Annotated in this window: 9 protein-coding genes; 5 read left to right on the top strand and 4 right to left on the bottom strand. The window is 69.7% G+C overall.

The window, feature by feature from the left end; genetic code table 11:
* The first annotated feature begins 68 nt into the window (after positions 1 to 68).
* Both WMF26_RS26280 and WMF26_RS26275 read left to right on the top strand, forming a co-directional pair.
* Positions 69 to 1,844: a M1 family metallopeptidase gene (locus WMF26_RS26280; protein ID WP_437994911.1), complete on the top strand. Its 1,776-nt coding sequence runs from the start codon at positions 69 to 71 to the stop codon at positions 1,842 to 1,844.
* A 118-nt stretch (positions 1,845 to 1,962) separates the two neighbouring features.
* Positions 1,963 to 2,964, top strand: coding sequence for a formylglycine-generating enzyme family protein (locus tag WMF26_RS26275; protein ID WP_437994910.1), 1,002 nt, complete (start codon positions 1,963 to 1,965; stop codon positions 2,962 to 2,964).
* A 91-nt stretch (positions 2,965 to 3,055) separates the two neighbouring features.
* Here the strand turns inward: WMF26_RS26275 and WMF26_RS26270 are convergent, their stop codons facing one another.
* Positions 3,056 to 4,072, bottom strand: coding sequence for a hypothetical protein (locus WMF26_RS26270; protein WP_437994909.1), 1,017 nt, complete (start codon positions 4,070 to 4,072; stop codon positions 3,056 to 3,058).
* 679 nt (positions 4,073 to 4,751) lie between these two features.
* On the opposite strand from WMF26_RS26270, the gene WMF26_RS26265 reads away from it, so the two are divergent.
* Positions 4,752 to 5,531, top strand: coding sequence for a hypothetical protein (locus WMF26_RS26265; protein ID WP_437994908.1), 780 nt, complete (start codon positions 4,752 to 4,754; stop codon positions 5,529 to 5,531).
* Positions 5,532 to 5,703: 172 nt separating this feature from the next.
* Here WMF26_RS26265 and WMF26_RS26260 read toward each other — a convergent pair whose 3' ends face one another.
* On the bottom strand, positions 5,704 to 6,594 hold the full coding sequence (locus WMF26_RS26260) for a hypothetical protein (RefSeq protein ID WP_437994907.1): 891 nt from the start codon (positions 6,592 to 6,594) through the stop codon (positions 5,704 to 5,706).
* Positions 6,595 to 6,947: 353 nt separating this feature from the next.
* Between WMF26_RS26260 and WMF26_RS26255 the strand changes: the two genes are divergently transcribed.
* Positions 6,948 to 8,453 (top strand): sigma 54-interacting transcriptional regulator, encoded by a 1,506-nt coding sequence (locus WMF26_RS26255; protein WP_437994906.1) that lies wholly within the window; start codon positions 6,948 to 6,950, stop codon positions 8,451 to 8,453.
* 67 nt (positions 8,454 to 8,520) lie between these two features.
* Positions 8,521 to 12,375 carry a serine/threonine-protein kinase gene (locus tag WMF26_RS26250; RefSeq protein ID WP_437994905.1) on the top strand — a complete coding sequence of 1,285 codons (3,855 nt, stop codon included), beginning with the start codon at positions 8,521 to 8,523 and terminating at the stop codon, positions 12,373 to 12,375.
* On the opposite strand, the gene WMF26_RS26245 is transcribed toward WMF26_RS26250, so the two are convergent.
* The gene (locus tag WMF26_RS26245; protein WP_437994904.1) at positions 12,372 to 12,866 is read right to left on the bottom strand and encodes a hypothetical protein; all 495 of its coding nucleotides are present in this window, start codon (positions 12,864 to 12,866) and stop codon (positions 12,372 to 12,374) included. The genes WMF26_RS26250 and WMF26_RS26245 overlap by 4 nt on opposite strands.
* A 58-nt stretch (positions 12,867 to 12,924) precedes the next feature.
* The gene (locus WMF26_RS26240; RefSeq protein ID WP_437994903.1) at positions 12,925 to 15,345 is read right to left on the bottom strand and encodes an NAD(P)-binding protein; all 2,421 of its coding nucleotides are present in this window, start codon (positions 15,343 to 15,345) and stop codon (positions 12,925 to 12,927) included.
* Positions 15,346 to 15,347 lie beyond the last annotated feature (2 nt).

Below are 15,347 nucleotides of genomic sequence, written 5' to 3'. Positions count from 1 at the left end.
GGGCTGGATCTCGCACCGGGGCACGCGCGTGTTTCATCGCGCCCGCGACGAGAGTATGCGCATGCCGCATGCGGCAATTTTCCTTCGACTGCCTCCTCCTCGCCGGATTGCTGGCAGCCGCCTGTTGCTCCTCCAACGCGGACACGGACTCCCCCGCAAACGCGGGCAGCGGCGGCGGCACCGGCGGCGGCGGCGGCGGCACCGGCACCGGCGGCGGCGGCGGCGCGGGGGGCGGCGGCGGCGGCGGCGCGGGCGGATCGGCGCCCGCCATCCCCTTCCCGGGCGAGGTCCGCCGTTACGACTACACATTCGATCTCGCGACGGCGCGCGCCACCTCGCGCATCTCGGTGCACGTCCTGCCGCCCGGAGGCGATTGCTTCGACGTGGCCTGTCGTGCGCAGGCCGTCGACGAGCCGCGATGGGACGGCGCGCCCGCGGCGAGCGCGACGCTCGCGGACGGCGCGCTGCGCCTCTGCGGAGCGGACGCCGCGCCCGGCGCGTCGATCGAGCTCGGGGCGTCTACCGTGCTCGCCGAGGCGACGGACTTCGGCCTGGATGTCGGCTTCTCGCGCCGGTTCGACCAGGCGGGCGGCGAGTTCACCTACCTGCTCAGCTGGGTCGGCGAATGCGACCGCTTCGGCCCCTGCGACAACGACCCTTCCCGGCTCGCCGAGTTCCACTTCGAGGTGACCCACCCGGAAGGGACCGTCGTGCTCTGTCCTGGCAGGCTCACCGCCGGCGCGGGCGTGACCCGCTGCGACATCAGCGGGACCCTCGCGCCGACGTACTCGGGCTTCGCGCTCGCGGCCGACCCGCTGTGGCAGCGGCGGCCGTTCACGAGCGCGGGCGGCGTCGACCTCGTCTTCTATGAGGTGCCCGGCGGCGAGCTCGCCTCTTCGCTCGACGCCGCGAGCGTGGGCGAGTTCCTGGCCTGGATCACCGACCTGCTCGGCCCGTTGCCCTATGGCGACGAGCTCCGCGTGGCCGGGGCGCCGACCCAGTGGGCCGGCTTCGAGCATCCCGCGAACATCCTGCTGGATGAAGAGCTCCCGCGCCTCGGCAGCAGCTATGCGGACGCCGTGATGCACGTGCTCATGCACGAGATCGCGCACCAGTGGGCTGGCAACCGGACAACGCTCGCCTCGGCCGCCGATTTCGTCTGGAAGGAGGCGACCGCCGAGTACCTGGCGTACGTCTTCGAGGACGAGCGGCGGCCGCCGGGCGAGGCCGCCGCCACGCGGAGCTACTGGGACTTCATCTCGCTCTTTGCGGAGCATTACCCGCGCCCGACCGAGGACCCGACGCCCCCGGTGCATACGTTCTACGGCGATGCCTATGGCCCCGGCCCGATGGTGCTTTACCTGCAGCTCGAGCCGTTGCTGGGCCGGGCCGCGGTGCTCGAGGGCATCCAGGGGTTCCTCTCCACGCCCGGCGCGCGCAGCGTCACGGAGCTCAAGTCCGCGCTCGAGCGGGCCTCGTCGAGCGACCTCGGTGCCTATTTCGACGCGTGGGTGTTCGGCCAGGGCGCGCCGGAGTGGCCCAGCTTCGCCGTCCAGGTGGAGCAGCAGGACGATCGCGCGACCGTGACCGTGACCCAGGAGAGCGCGCGAGGCGTCCTCTACGGCTGCGCCGTCGAGGTGGAGATCGCCGGCGAGAGCGGCGCCGCGCGGGTCGTCGTCGACTTTGGCCTCGCGCCCTCGTCGCCGAGCGCGAGCGCGCAGATCCCGTTCACGGAGCCCGTCACCCGCGTCACCGTGGATCCCGATCACCGCCTGATCGACCGGGATCTCTCCGCAGCGCGAACCGCGCCGCCGGCGGCCAGGCCGCACGTCTGGATCTTCTGACGATCATGCAAGAAATGCCTGACGCCGTCGTGTTCGGAGGGGCGGCTCGTTCTGGGCAGCTAGCTCTGCAGGAGCGCGAGCTTGACGACGGGGGCGCGCGGGGGAGACGCTGTACGCCATGGCTGGATCGACGGCGGTGAAGGTGTCAGCGGCGACGGCCCTGGTCGGGCTTCTGGTTTGCGCATCGGGTGGCTGCGCGCAGATCGTCGGAGTGGACTGGGGTGAGTATGAGCAGGAGGACACTGGATTGAGCTGCGCCGGGTTGCCTGCCGCATGCGGCCCTTCGGGAAAGGAGAGCTGCTGCGCAAGCGCGATGGTGCGCGGTGGAACGTTCAAGCGGAGCGACAACACGGAGTTTACGGCCACCGTGAGCGATTTCCGGCTGGATCGGTTCGAGGTGACGGTGGGGCGGTTCCGCAAATTCGTGGAGGCGTATCCGGGGAGCAAGCCCGCAGCGGGAGCGGGAGCGCATCCGCGCATCGCGGGGAGCGGCTGGGATCCGAAGTTCGACGGCGAGCTGCCTATGAACGCGGCGGAGCTGAAGCAAAAGGTGAACTGCAGGCCGGACGAGGGTTTCCCGACGTGGACTGACGAGGTCAGCGACCATGAGAATTTGCCGATGAACTGTGTCACATGGTACCAGGCGTTTGCATTCTGCGCCTGGGATGGGGGCCGATTGCCGACCGAGATGGAGTCGATGTATGCGGCGGCCGCCGGAGCCGAACAGCGGGTGTATCCGTGGTCGGATCCGGCAACCTCAGAGGTGATAGACGGCAGCTTCGCGTTGTACAGGTGCGCTGGCGACGGGGCCGTTGCCCCGCAGTGCGCGTTCAACGACATACTGCCCGTTGGATCGAGGTCACCGAAGGGCGATGGGAGGTGGCACCAGGCGGACCTGGCCGGCAGCATGTGTGAGTGGGTCCTGGACGTGGATGCGGCAGAATATCCGGAAGAATGCAACGATTGTGGCAGCGTGGCTGGAGCCTCGGCCGGTGCGAAGCGCGTGCACCGCGGCGGGTGCTGGAGGGACCTCGAAGAACGCCTGAAAAACTCCTCCCGTGTCGCCTTCGGCCCGGGAGACCCTTATGACACCTTCGGCATCCGGTGCGCGAGGGACTAGAACGACGATATAACCGGAGGCCCGGCGCTGCTCGCCCGCGCTCTGCAGCCGGCGTGCGCCCGCGCCGCGCTGGGGGGCCGCGGGCGCATCCTCAGAACGTGCACGCTTGAACGGGAGGAACGCCGCCGAGGTACGCGTTGATGCCCGCGCTGATGGCCTGCTGCCGCTGCTGGCAAGTCCCATGCGTGTTGATATCGAACCACGGGTGCCCCGTGCCTTCTGCAACCTTGCAGGCGGCGGCGAGGGTCCCCATCACGTCTGCATCGTTGGCCCTCCCGTTGCAGAGGAGCCAGCCGATGAAATAACCCGAGTAGCAGTCCGCGCCCAGCTCTCTGGCGATCATCGCGGGCGAGATCGCGCCGAACTCCTGCTGGATGTTGTGCCCCACCTCGTGCCCCAGGAACCACGCCGGCGCGAGCATCGTGCCCGTCGACTCCAGGAACCATTGGAGTATCGATGGATCGTAATAAACGTACCCGCGGCCTCCCTGCCTGTAGTCGAGGGCCAGCGCGTTGTTCGCGCAGCTCGGCAGATCGACGCCGCACGCACACGCCTGAACCTCGCTCTCCCACATCATGTTCAGGTCGGCCATGATGCCCAGCGTCGAAGGTCCAGGCGCTCCGCATGAAAACGGGGGCTCGTTCACAGGAGCGATGTTGGCGGGCCTCCCTTCGCACGTCGTCGGTCCCTCGCCCCCGGCTCCGGTGCTCCCGGCTCCGGTGCTCCCGGCACCCCCGTCGCCGCAGTGGCAGACGGTCCTCCAGGCGACACCCGCTCCGCAGGAGCGCCCACACGACTGGAACTCGTGCTGGCCCGAGGCACAGGCCGGTGCGTTCGTGACCGTGCCTTCCTGGATCACCGGGGGCAAGCTGCCGCAGTTGCACGCCACGTCGACCGCTCCACACTCGAGCTGCCCTGTCCCGCTGGTCTCCCCTGGCTCGACACATTCACCGAGCTCGCACACCCGGTCCCCCTTGCAGTCGTTGTCGGAGCCGCAGGTGTCGCCGTAAGGCTCGTAGCATCCGGGAGACAGCATCGCTGTCAGGATCGAGGAGCAGCAAAGTACAAAGCGGTTCTTGCACGCGCTCATCGGCGCTCGACTCTTCATCACAAACCTCCTGAACAGGGGCTCCACGCGTCCCTTCTGGCTCGGCTGGACACGGTCGGCGAGGGTGCAGCAGGGCGAGGCCCGCCGCCGCTCTGCTTCCGATCCGGAGAGCTGAGGCGCCGTCCGCGCGGTCCGCAGACGACCTGCATGGGCCGGATGGCGCCATACCGCGCCGTCCTCATCTGCAAAGGATGTGCAACGGGAATGCCAGCCTCCAGGATCCCTCCCCACGTTCGTCTCCGCAGCGACGATGGGCGGGGCGCCCGGGAATGACCGCAGGCGACCTCGGTCCAGCCGGCCCCGAAGGCCAGCCACGTCGACCACCGCGCATCCTGGAGAGCCATCGCACGCTGGCCGACGAGCGATGGCCGCGGCGTGACGGTCCACTGCACTGGACCGGCTGTCCATTGGAGTGAACACCCAGGGCGCCGCGCGGCGCCCGCTGCGCGGAGCTCACGCCCGAGGGCGCCACCTGCGCCGCCCGCGCCGCGCCGGCTCCGGTGCTGGCACATCCATTGCTGAGCTCGCTGGACGAGGGGCGGACCGCTCGCCTCTCCCCCTTCTGCGGCTGCCATGCTGGCAAAGGATCGCCCGGCGCCGGCCGGAGGGGGGATGTCAACGGTTCAGCGCGGCGCACCAGCTCTGTACCCGTCGCGCTAGCGAGGGAGAAGCCATGTTCATGCACTTCACGATTCACGGGATCAAGGCGCACAACATCCAGGATCACCCCTTCGATCCGCTCAACAGGAGCATCGAGCTCTACCAGACGTGGCACCTCGCCGACATCGACCCGCTCGTCGCGATCGCCGACAGGCCGGTCTCGAGCTGGTCGCGGCTCGGCTTCAGCACGCGCGGCGGACCGGACGACGGCGTGAGCTTCAGGGAGAGAGAGGCGAGGACGGTGGTCGATCCGCAGATCATCTTCGGCCTTCCTGACGACGTCTTCGCGAGCGGCAAGAAGACCCGGTTCGTCATCGACTACCATCACTGGGAGTCGGACGGGTCGACGGCGAAGGTCCGGGCCGCCTTCTCGAACGGCACGCTCGCGTATCTGCTGAAGGTGTGGAAGGAGTCGCACGGCGACCAGGCCGCGTCGCGCGCCCGGCTCGAGGGGTGGCTCAAGGACAACTGGCAGCAGGTGCTCAAGGGGGCGATCGCGGCCGCCGGTATGGCCTCGTCGCCGTGGGTGGCCGTGGGCACGAGCATCCTGCCGGTCGTCGAGCTGCTCGTCGACGTCGCGAAGAACAACAGCGACGAGTACCTCGACATGCACCGGTTCGTCGTCGAGCTGAACGGCGAGGGCGCGCCTGGCCAGACGAAGTGGCGCGTGGTCCCGCCCTCGGGCGAGGCGCCCGACTGGGTCACCGGACAGGGCAAGCAGGAGCTCGTCGCGCGCGCGGAGGACGGCGCCGGCCGCAATACGTTCGACGTCCGGTACGTCTTCCGGATGATCGACTGACCGCTCGGGGCGTGAGCGGCCGCGGAGCGCGCGCGTCGCGCCCGACGCCTCCGGAGAGGACGGCGGTGAGCTCGCCGGTCGTCGAGGAGTCGACCGCGCTCGAGGCCGGCCCTCGCCCGCGGGGCAGCGTCCGCTCGCGCCCGCGGGGCGCGAGCGGGCCATCTCGCGTCGGCTATTTCGTGGGTTGTGGAGTGGGCAGGTTCGACCCGCGTGAGCCTGCCGCCGCCGCTTTGGGATCACCGCTCATCGCTGGCGCCTCCAGCGGCTTTATCGCTTCGACGCACTGCTTGCGCGCGGCAGCGCACGCCTTCTTCTCATCCTCCTTGGTGGCTGCGGCCTCGCACGTCTTGAAGCGCTCGTCGCACAGCGTCTGCTGCTGCGTATTATAGGTGTTCACCTGCTTCAGCAGCTCCGCATTCGCGAGCGCGCGCTCGGCGTCGGAGGATCTCTGCTGCGACGCGGCGATCGACTCGATCAGGCGGAGCGCGTTCGTTTGCAGCTCGACATAAGCTTGCCCGCCCTCGAAGAAATTGTTCGCGCGGGCTTCGCAGATGCGATACAGAAACTCGCGCGCGAGGAGCACCTGCTGCGTTCGGCCGCCGAGCTCGGCGACGCTCACCGCGAGCCTCGCTGCCGCGTTCAGGTTCAAGCTCCCAGACGCGGACTGACCGAGCGAATTCGAATTGCTGCGCGACGTCGACGATGCGCCGCTGGAGCTCGACTCTCGCTCGTACTTGTCGAGCGCTCTTCGGAGCTCGCCGCGCAGGCGTTCGTTCTCGTCGCTCAGCGACGCCGCCATCGTGGCGGACTGCGCGGCCGACAGCGACCCCGCGACTGAGCCTGACCCGGATGCGTCTGAATTCAACGCCACGTCCGGCATCGGCTCGGCGCAATACACCGCGTCCGACTTGTTTCTGAGGAACGCGAGCCTCAGGTCGTTCGGCGTAGAGAATGAGGTTATGGCAACCGCGTTGTCATGCTCGGTGTAGCGCACGTTGCGCTGCGGTGAGCCGCAAGCGGTCGCGGCGGCGGTCGCCGCGAGCAAGAGAAAAGTCTTCTTCACGGGGTCTCCTTGGAAGGCATGCCGGTGTGCGCGCCACGTCCGCGGACGACACGCATGGCCCGGGTGGCGCGATGCCGCGCCGCTTCAATCTGCAAAGGGTCTGCAAAGGGGATGCCAGCGTCTGGCGCCGCGTCCCCGAAGCCCCTCCTGGCAGCGACGATGGGCCGGGTGCCCGGCCTCCATGTCCAGGCGGATGGACTGGGGGTCTACCGGGGTGGACACTCCCCCGCCGCCGCCGTGAGCCACGCGCGGCGGGCCTGAGCCCGACCCACGCGCGTCTTCCCGGGAGCCCTGACTTTGGCTACACTCCCGCAGTTGCACCCATGGGTCCAGAATCTTCCTCGAGTCTCGAGATGGATCGCATCCGGCGCGAGCGCGACTTCTACCGGCGGCTCCTCGAGCTCGGCACGAAGGAGGAGATCGCGCCGTTCCTCGATGAAGCGCTGGCGATCTTCGTGGGCATCGCCGGCGCTCAGCGGGGCTATCTCGAGGTGCGCGACGAGAGCGGCGGCGACAAGCCGCCGCGGTTCTGGATCGCCCGCGGGTGCACCGACGAGGACGTGGAGGTCATCCGCGCCTCCTTCTCGCGCGGCGTCATCGCCGCGGCGATCGCCACGGGAGAGACGATCGTCACCGCCTCCGCGCGGGAGGACCCGCGCTTCAGAGAGCGCAGCAGCGTGCGCCGGAACCGCCTCGAGGCCGTGCTCTGCGCGCCCATCGGGCTCGATCCCCCCTTCGGCGTCGTCTACCTCCAGGACCGCACGGAGCCAGGGCCGTTTTCCGAGGAGGATCGCCAGCACGCCGAGGTCTTCGCGCGGCACCTCTCGGCGCTCGCCGACCGGCTGCTCATCCGCCTTCGGCGCCGCAACGAGCTCGATCCCACACAGCCCTTCCGCAAGCTCCTGCGCCTCGACGGCTTCGTCGGGAGGAGCGCGGCGATCGCCAAGGTGCTTCACCAGGTCTCGCTGGCCGCGCCGCTCGACGTCGGGGTGCTGCTCACCGGGCCTTCGGGCACCGGCAAGACGCAGCTGGCGCGGCTGATCCACGCGAACAGCCCGCGCAGCGGGGCGCCGTTCGTGGAGCTGAACTGCGCAGCGCTGCCCGAAGCGCTGCTCGAGAGCGAGCTCTTCGGCGCGCTGCCCGGCGCCCACTCCACCGCCTCGCGGAAGGTCGAAGGGAAGGTCGCCGCGGCGGAGGGAGGCACGCTCTTCCTCGACGAGGTGGGGGAGCTCCAGCTCTCCGCGCAGGTCAAGCTGCTTCAGCTCCTCCAATCGAAGGAATACTACCCTCTCGGGGGCTCGCGACCCGTGAAGGCCAACGTGCGGGTGATCGCCGCGACCAACGCCGACCTCGTGGCGGCCGTCGCTCGCCGCGAGTTCCGCGAGGATCTGCTCTACCGCTTGCAGGTCCTCCCCATTCGCGTGCCCGCGCTCTTCGAGCGCCGGGAGGACATCCCGGAGCTCTGCGGCCATTTCTGCGCCCGTGCTTCCGAGGTCCATCGGCTGGCGCAGCTCTCCCTGTCTCGCGGCGCGCTGCGGGCGGCGGAGACGGCCGAGTGGCCTGGCAACGTGCGGCAGCTCGGGCACGCGGTCGAGGCGGCCGCGATCCGCGCAGCCGGCGAGGGCGTGGCCCAGATCGAGCGGGAGCACCTGTTCCCCGACGGCGCCGCCGCGGGCCGCTCCTCGGGCGCGGCGCCCACCTTCCAGGACGCGACGCGCCGGTTCCAGGCGGAGCTCTTGACGCAAGTATTGCTCGAGACCGGCTGGAACATCACCGAGGCGGCGAATCGGCTCGATCTCACCCGATCCCATGTCTACAACCTGATTAAGTCCTTCCGGCTGGCCAGGAACGGCCCGTGAGCGCTCGGGGCGCGGCCGTGCGCTCCCGCGGGATCGCGCCTCGTGAGGTGTGGTAGAAGAACGGATCGTGACCACGACCCGAGCTGCCGTCGGCGCCTCGTTCTCGCCGGAGGGCACGGCGCCGACGACGAGCGGTTCGGGCGTACGGAGCACCGCCGACGCGCGCGAGCTCCGGCCGTTCCTCGGCACCGCGCGCTTCCTGCCTCGCTCCCTGCTCGGGCGCGGCGGGATGGGCGTCGTCTATCGCGTGTTCGACGTCGAGATCGGGCGCGACGTCGCGCTGAAGACGCTGCCGACGCTCGATGCGTCGGAGCTCGTCGCGCTGAAGGAGGAGTTCCGCTCCCTCTCGGGCATCACCCACCCGAACCTCATCGAGCTCTACGAGCTGTTCGTCGACGGCCAGCAGGCCTTCTTCACGATGGAGCTGCTCGACGGCCACGATTTCGTCGCGCACGTGCGCGGCCACCGTCGCCGCGACGTCGGCCCCGCGCCCGCGCCTCGCGGACCGTGGCTCGACCGGCTCGCCGACGCGCTCTCGCAGCTCGTTCGCGCCGTCTCGTTCCTGCACCGGGCCGGCAAGCTGCACCGCGATATCAAGCCCTCCAATGTGCGGGTCACCTCCAGCGGTCGTCTGGTGCTGCTCGATTTCGGGCTCGCGACCGCGATCACCGGGGAGGGCCAGCGCCAGGACGACGCCGGCGCGCTGGTCGGGACGCTCGAGTACATGGCGCCCGAACAGGCGTGGGGGGCGCCGCTCTCGCCTGCGGCGGACTGGTACGGGGTGGGGGTCGTCCTCTACCAGGCATTGACCGGCGAGCTGCCCTTCCGCGGCGAGCTCTCCGACATCGTCTTCGCCAAGGCGCACACCCGCGCGCCCCGCCCCGCGGCGCTGTTCGACGAGGTGCCACCTTCGCTCGACGAGCTGGTGATGGCGATGCTGCACCCCGACCCGCGCAAGCGCGCCACGGGCAAGGACGTCCTCGGCGTCTTGCGAGGCCTGGGGGCGCCGGTCGTCGACGAGGATGTCTCCACCCTCGCCCGCGAGGCGCCCCTCATCGGTCGAGAGGAGGAGCTCTCGACGCTGCGCTCCGCGCTCGATCGGCTGGACGGCGGCTCGCCCGTGCTGGTACGGGTCGAGGGGCCGTCGGGCATCGGCAAGACGGCGCTCGTGCGGCGCTTCGCCCACGAGCTGGAGGGCGAGCGCCGCGCGCTCGTGCTCCGGGGCCGCTGCCACCCGCAGGAGTCCGTTCCTTACAAGGCGTTCGACGGCGTCGTGGACGCCCTGAGCCGCTGGCTCGTGGAGCTCTCGCCCGATCGCGCCACGGCGCTCGCTCCCCGGACCACGGCCGAGCTCCTGCGCGTGTTTCCGGTGCTGTCGGGCGTGGAGGCGTTCGCGAAGGCCACGGAGGACGAGCAGGCGCACGATCCGCAAGATCCGCAAGAGCTGCGCCGGCGCGCCTTCCAGGGGCTCGGAGAGCTGCTCGCCGCGGTCGCCAGCGAGCGGCCGGTCGCGCTCTGGATCGACGACATGCAGTGGGGCGACGCGGACAGCGTCCAGCTCCTCCGCGCGTTGCTGCTCGGCGTCGCCGCGCCGCTGCTCTTCCTCGTCGGCCTCCGCCGCGAGGGGCTCGAGCCAGGCCCGACGCTCCGCGAGCTGGACCGCGCGGCCGCCGCGCTCCCCGATCGAGCGTCGCACGTGCTTCGCCTCGCGCCGCTCGGCGAGGCGCCGGCCCGCGCGCTCGCGACGACCGTGCTCGGGCGCCGCGGCGCGGACGACGAGCTCGTGGCGAGCATCGCCGCAGAGTCCGCCGGGTCGCCGTTCTTCATCGGGGAGCTCGCGCGCCACGCCGCGGGTCTGCCGCACGGCGAAGCGGCCGCCGCGGTCGACGGGAGCCGCCTCTCGCTCGTGATCCAGGCCCGCATCGAGCGGCTCCGCGCCGAGGAGCGCCGCCTCCTCGAGGTCGTCTCCACGGCGGGCGGCCCCATCGATCGCAGCTTCGCGCTCAAGGTCGCGGGCCTGGGCGAGAGCGGGCGGCCTGACGCGCTCCGGCTCGGCCAGGCGTGCCTGCTTCGCACCACGGAGGTCGACGGGCGCCCCGGCGTCGAGATCTACCACGACCGCATTCGTGAGGTCCTGCTCGCGCACCTCACGCCGGAGCGGCGCCGGCGGTGTCACCGCGACCTCGCGGAGGCGCTGCGCGAGAGCCCGGCCGCGGATCCCGAGGCGCTGTTCCGGTACTACCTCGGCGCCGGCGACGCGCGCGAGGCGGCTCGCTTCGCGGTCGCCGCGGCCGACCGCGCCGCCGCGGCGCTGGCGTTCGACAGGTCGGCGGAGCTCTACAGAAAGGCGATCGACCTCGGCGCCGACGCGCTGCCGCGGTGGACGCTGCACGAGCGACTGGCCGAGGCGCTCACGAACGCCGGGCGGGACGCGGACGCGGCGGCGAGCTTCCGGGCGGCGGCCAGCGCGCTCGCCGAGGAGGCGCCCGCGGACGGCGTCCGCAGGCTCGTGCTCCGGCGGCGCGCGGCGGAGCACTTCCTGCGCAGCGGCCACAACGACGAGGGGATGGCGATGATGCGCGCCGTGCTGGGCGAGGTGGGCGCGGAGCTGCCGGCGTCTCCTCGCCGGGCCATGCTGTCTGCCCTGGCGGGGCGCGGGCGCCTGATGCTCCGCGGGCTCGGCTTCGAGCGGCGGAGCGCCGGGCAGACCCCCGCGGCCAAGGCGGCGCGGCTCGACGCGCTCTGGGCCGCGAGCACGAGCCTGTCGATGATGCATCACACCTACGCCGACGCGCTCAGCGTCGTGCACCTGCGCGACGCCCTGGCCTGGGGCGATCGCTCGCGCATCGTGCGGGCCCTGGGGTACGAGGCCACGTGCTGCGCGAGCGTCGGCGGCCGCTTTTTCCGGGCGCGGAGCCGCCGGCTGCTCGGCATCGTGAGGGCGCTCGCCGAGGAGACTCAGGACCCGTACGACCGCGCGTGGGCGAAGATGGCCGAGGGCACGTCCGCGTGGCTGGGCGCGCGGTGGGCGGACGCCGCGCGCTTCTGCGACGACGCCGCGGCCATTTACCGCGAGCATTGCCGCGGGGTCGCCTGGGAGCTCGCGACGACGGAGGTCTATGCGCTCTCCGCGCTGGCGCTGATGGGGCGGCTCCGCGATCTCGCCGCGCGGCTGCCCGTCGCGTTGAGCTCGGCCGAGGTGCGGGACGACCTGTTCGCGCTGAACAGCTGCCGCCTCGGGCAGCACGCGATCCTCTGGCTCGCCCTGGATCAGCCGGGGCGCTGCCATGCGCTCGCGGCCCAGGCCAAGGCGACGTGGCCGAAGGAGGGCTTCCACATGCAGCGCTATCAGCACCTGATCGCGAGCGCGCAGGCCGACCTGTACTGCGGCGATCCGTGGGGGGCCTGGGCGCGGGTGAACGAGGCCTGGTCGAGCCTCGAGGCGGCGCAGTTCCTGCGCCTGGAGTGCCCGCGGGTCGAGCTCCGTCACCTGCGCGCGCGGGCGGCGCTCGCGGCCGCGGCGTCGTTGCGCGGCGCCCGGGCGGCGCGCGCCGCGCCGCCGGATCGCCGGTGGAGCGAGCGGCGCCTCGTGCGGGAGGCCCTCGACCAGGCCGAGCGGATCGAGCGCGACGCGCTCCCCACGGCCGCGCCGTTCGCGGCGCTGATCCGCGCGGGCGCGGCGAGCCTCCGGGGCGAGCCGGCCGCCGCGGATCGGCTCCTCGCGGAGGCCGCGCGCGGCTTCGACGGCGCCGGGATGGCGCTATACCGCGACGTCGCGCGGCTCCAGATGGGCCGCCGCGCCCCCGCGGGGGAGGGCGCCGCCGCGTCGAGCGAGGGCGAGTCGCGCCTGCGCGAGGCGGGCGTGTGCGACGTCGTACGCCTCGCGGAGGCGCTCGCGCCGGGAGATTTCGGCATGAGCTAGAGGCCGTTCGCTGCGATTGTGTTGCCATCGACCCAGCGGACGGCCTTGATCATGAAGAGCCTCTTGCCCGCGTGAACACCGTCGTCCACTACCCGAGACTCGGTCTCGAAGGGAGTGAGGGGTCGAATAACGAACGTGTTTGTTGGAATTGTGCCATGTTCGTCCTTGATGCCGATCCAGTTGCCTGGAGCTCCCGTTCGTTTGCAGCTCTCCAGGGCGAGGTTTTTCAGGGCGTCCACCAGATTCTTTCGCTGCTCTTGCGTCAAGAGCTCCAACTTCACCGGCTCGGCTCTGTCGGGCATTGATAGCTCTACCAAAACGAATCTACCTACCCTGGACCGGCGAACGTCGCCGCGTTCGTGAGTCATACCCCAGATGGCGGGAATCGAAGGAGTTTTGTAGTCTTCTTTCTGCACCAGGATCCTGTGCCCGGCGTTCAGGAGATTGTTGGTTATCTCGAAGAATTCTCTCGTTACATCGTCGTTCGGCATGGCTCGACTCCAGCGTTCGTTGTCGCATGGCTCGAATCCCGTGAGCGCGCAGCCGTGCTCACGACCTGATCGGTAGCCCCAAGGAAGAAGCGATCGTCGACATGATCGAGGAGAGCGTCGCGCCTTTCCCCGTGCCCTCCGTGATGGCGCGCAGGAACGCCTCGGGCAGCTCGTCGAGGCCGAGAATATCGACAAAGTGGGGGAGCCTTCCGGAACGGCCCTCGGGCGCGGGGCCGTGCGCCGGCTCTTTGTCTCCGCTCCCCGGGTAATAGAAGAGCCTTCGGTCGAGCTCCTTGAGCCATTCGAGGTCGGGTAGCTCGCCTTCCTCGGGGTTCCATGTCTCGCAGCAAGGGAAGCTGAGGGATGGTTCTCTCCTCTGAAGGTCATCCAGGATGGCGTTCGCGGCGTGGCGACCGGACTCGTTGGCTGCCTCCATGGTCGTGAGCCGGGTGTACGTCTGCATGTAGGTGCCGGCGAGCATCCACCGGCCACACTGCACCTGGTACGCTCCCGGCGTGCCGGGGCGCCGCCGCCAGTCGCTGGGCCGATTGACCAGATACGGCGCTCCGTTTCGGATCGGTCTGTCCGTCTTCGGATCGAATTCGAGGTATTCGTCGATATGATAGTAGGTGGGCTTCGGGGCGCGGACATCTGGGTCGAGCGTCGCGACCACCTGAGACCACACCTCCTCGGCGATCTCGTTCCGCGTCGATTCCCACATCGTCTTGCCCTGAGGTTGCCCTGCGCCCGCGCCGTCCGTCCGGCCGCCCTTCGTGTACACGTTCCCGATGTCCACCGAGAGGAGGCCGCGGTACGCGTCGGTGATGTCGCGGCGTCGGTGCCAGAACCTCGGTTGGGAGATCGACGAGAGGCGCCAAGGCGAATCGAGGTAGAGCGTGTGCCCTTCCCTGACCATCACGTCCGTCGGAAAAAAGAACTGGATGCCCGTGAGATGCTGGAGCGGGTTGTCTTGCATGTGGTCGGGATCGTTCCAGTCTTTGTCTTTCAGCTCCTCCGCCCACGCCGCGAGCTTCTCGAAGTCCTGCACCTCCTTGGGGAGATCATCGGCGTGCTGCTTGTGAACCTCGAGGAACCGCTGTGCTAGGCCCGGCTCATAGGGGGCGTCGCCCTGCGTCCGCGGATTGCCACGGAGCATGACCGGAAGCGACGCGGCGATGACAAAGTAGCAATCCGCGTCGAGCTCACCGGCACCGTCTCCAGAGATGACGGGCAAGATCTGCTTGCTGACGTCGTCGTATGTGAAGTCGCTGAGCCGCCCGATGTGAAACTCGACTCTTTGCGCATCACGCAGGTATTTTCGCCAGTGCCTGAACCAGGAAGACGAGGTCGGCGAGACGAGCGTGGCGTCGACGCGCTCCGGGCGCAGGATGGGGTCGAGGAGGAGCTGTGTGACACAGTTGCCTTGAGTTCGAGCATCGCTCTTTCTCGCGACCATGGCCCCGAGCACCTCTGGCGCCTTGTCCATGTGATCCTGGCAGATGGGGCTGAGGCGATCGCCTTCGATGAAATCCCACCAGGAGATGTCCTCGTACTCGGTCTCGCGACGCTCCGGGCAAGAGGTCATGTATTTAAAGATCTTGAGCGCGAGCTGGGCGATGTCGCCGGCGGTATATCCGAGCTTCGATACGTAGTCCTTCAGGGTGTTCAGCAGCGGGCTCAGCCCCATGGGCGCCTCGCGAGGGAAGTCCACCGTGCGCGGGGGCTCGTCGCCGCGCGCCGCCATCGCGAGGTAGGAGCTCTTCGTCGGGACGAGGTTATTGAGGACGGTCCGGAACGTCTCCGAAAAGTCCTGCGTGCTCGTGACGACGGGGATGCGCTTCATCGTGTCGAATACGTGCTGGTAGAACGATGGAAAAAAACGGAATCCGTGCTCGCCCGGCAGCAGCTCGAAGTGCACTTTCACATGGACTTCGCCGTGGTCCTTCGAGCTCTTCTGGCCCGATACCTCGAAGGTCGGCATTCGCTGGGGACTGAACCTGCCGCGGAGGTGCTCCTCCAATTTCCTGGCATAGGCCTCACCATCCTGCGCGGTGTGACCATAGCCGATGAGCTGTAGAGGCGGAACCTTGTCATAGGTCGAGATGGTATCGACGAGCCTGTTGACGCTCCTCTCGTTTGAGGTAACCATCCCGTCATCCCACTGAATCGTCGGGCACAGCGGATCGGCGCGGGCCATCTTGCCCGATGACAGCGAGGGCATGTCGCCGGCGTCGAACTGAGCCCACTGCGTCCGCGCGACACCCCCGACGTCGCATTCGCCCGGATTCTGCGGGTCCTCCGCGGGCTCCACGACGTGCACCTTGAACCCTCGCTCCGCGAGCTCGTGCGCCACGGTGAGCCCGGCGATCCCCGCGCCGAAGACCCAGACCCTCGGCAGCGGCCTTCCCCCGGGTGGAACGCGGCGCTCCTCCTCGCCCCGCGCGCCGCTGTTCACGACAGGCCCCCCCTCGTTCATCATCT

It is taken from the genome of Sorangium sp. So ce185, assembly GCF_051526825.1.
In the GTDB taxonomy this organism is placed as follows: domain Bacteria; phylum Myxococcota_A; class Polyangia; order Polyangiales; family Polyangiaceae; genus Sorangium; species Sorangium cellulosum_D.
Note: the sequence above shows the minus strand (reverse complement) of the source record. Positions and strands in the feature narration are given on the sequence as shown.

Bases quoted from the DNA above. Each gene is read 5' to 3' on its own strand.
- WMF26_RS26270 (WP_437994909.1), bottom strand. From the start codon at position 4,072: ATGAAGAGTCGAGCGCCGATGAGCGCGTGCAAGAACCGCTTTGTACTT.
- WMF26_RS26275 (WP_437994910.1), top strand. From the start codon at position 1,963: ATGGCTGGATCGACGGCGGTGAAGGTGTCAGCGGCGACGGCCCTGGTC.
- WMF26_RS26265 (WP_437994908.1), top strand. From the start codon at position 4,752: ATGCACTTCACGATTCACGGGATCAAGGCGCACAACATCCAGGATCAC.
- WMF26_RS26245 (WP_437994904.1), bottom strand. From the start codon at position 12,866: ATGCCGAACGACGATGTAACGAGAGAATTCTTCGAGATAACCAACAAT.
- WMF26_RS26280 (WP_437994911.1), top strand. From the start codon at position 69: ATGCGGCAATTTTCCTTCGACTGCCTCCTCCTCGCCGGATTGCTGGCA.
- WMF26_RS26255 (WP_437994906.1), top strand. From the start codon at position 6,948: ATGGATCGCATCCGGCGCGAGCGCGACTTCTACCGGCGGCTCCTCGAG.
- WMF26_RS26240 (WP_437994903.1), bottom strand. From the start codon at position 15,345: ATGATGAACGAGGGGGGGCCTGTCGTGAACAGCGGCGCGCGGGGCGAG.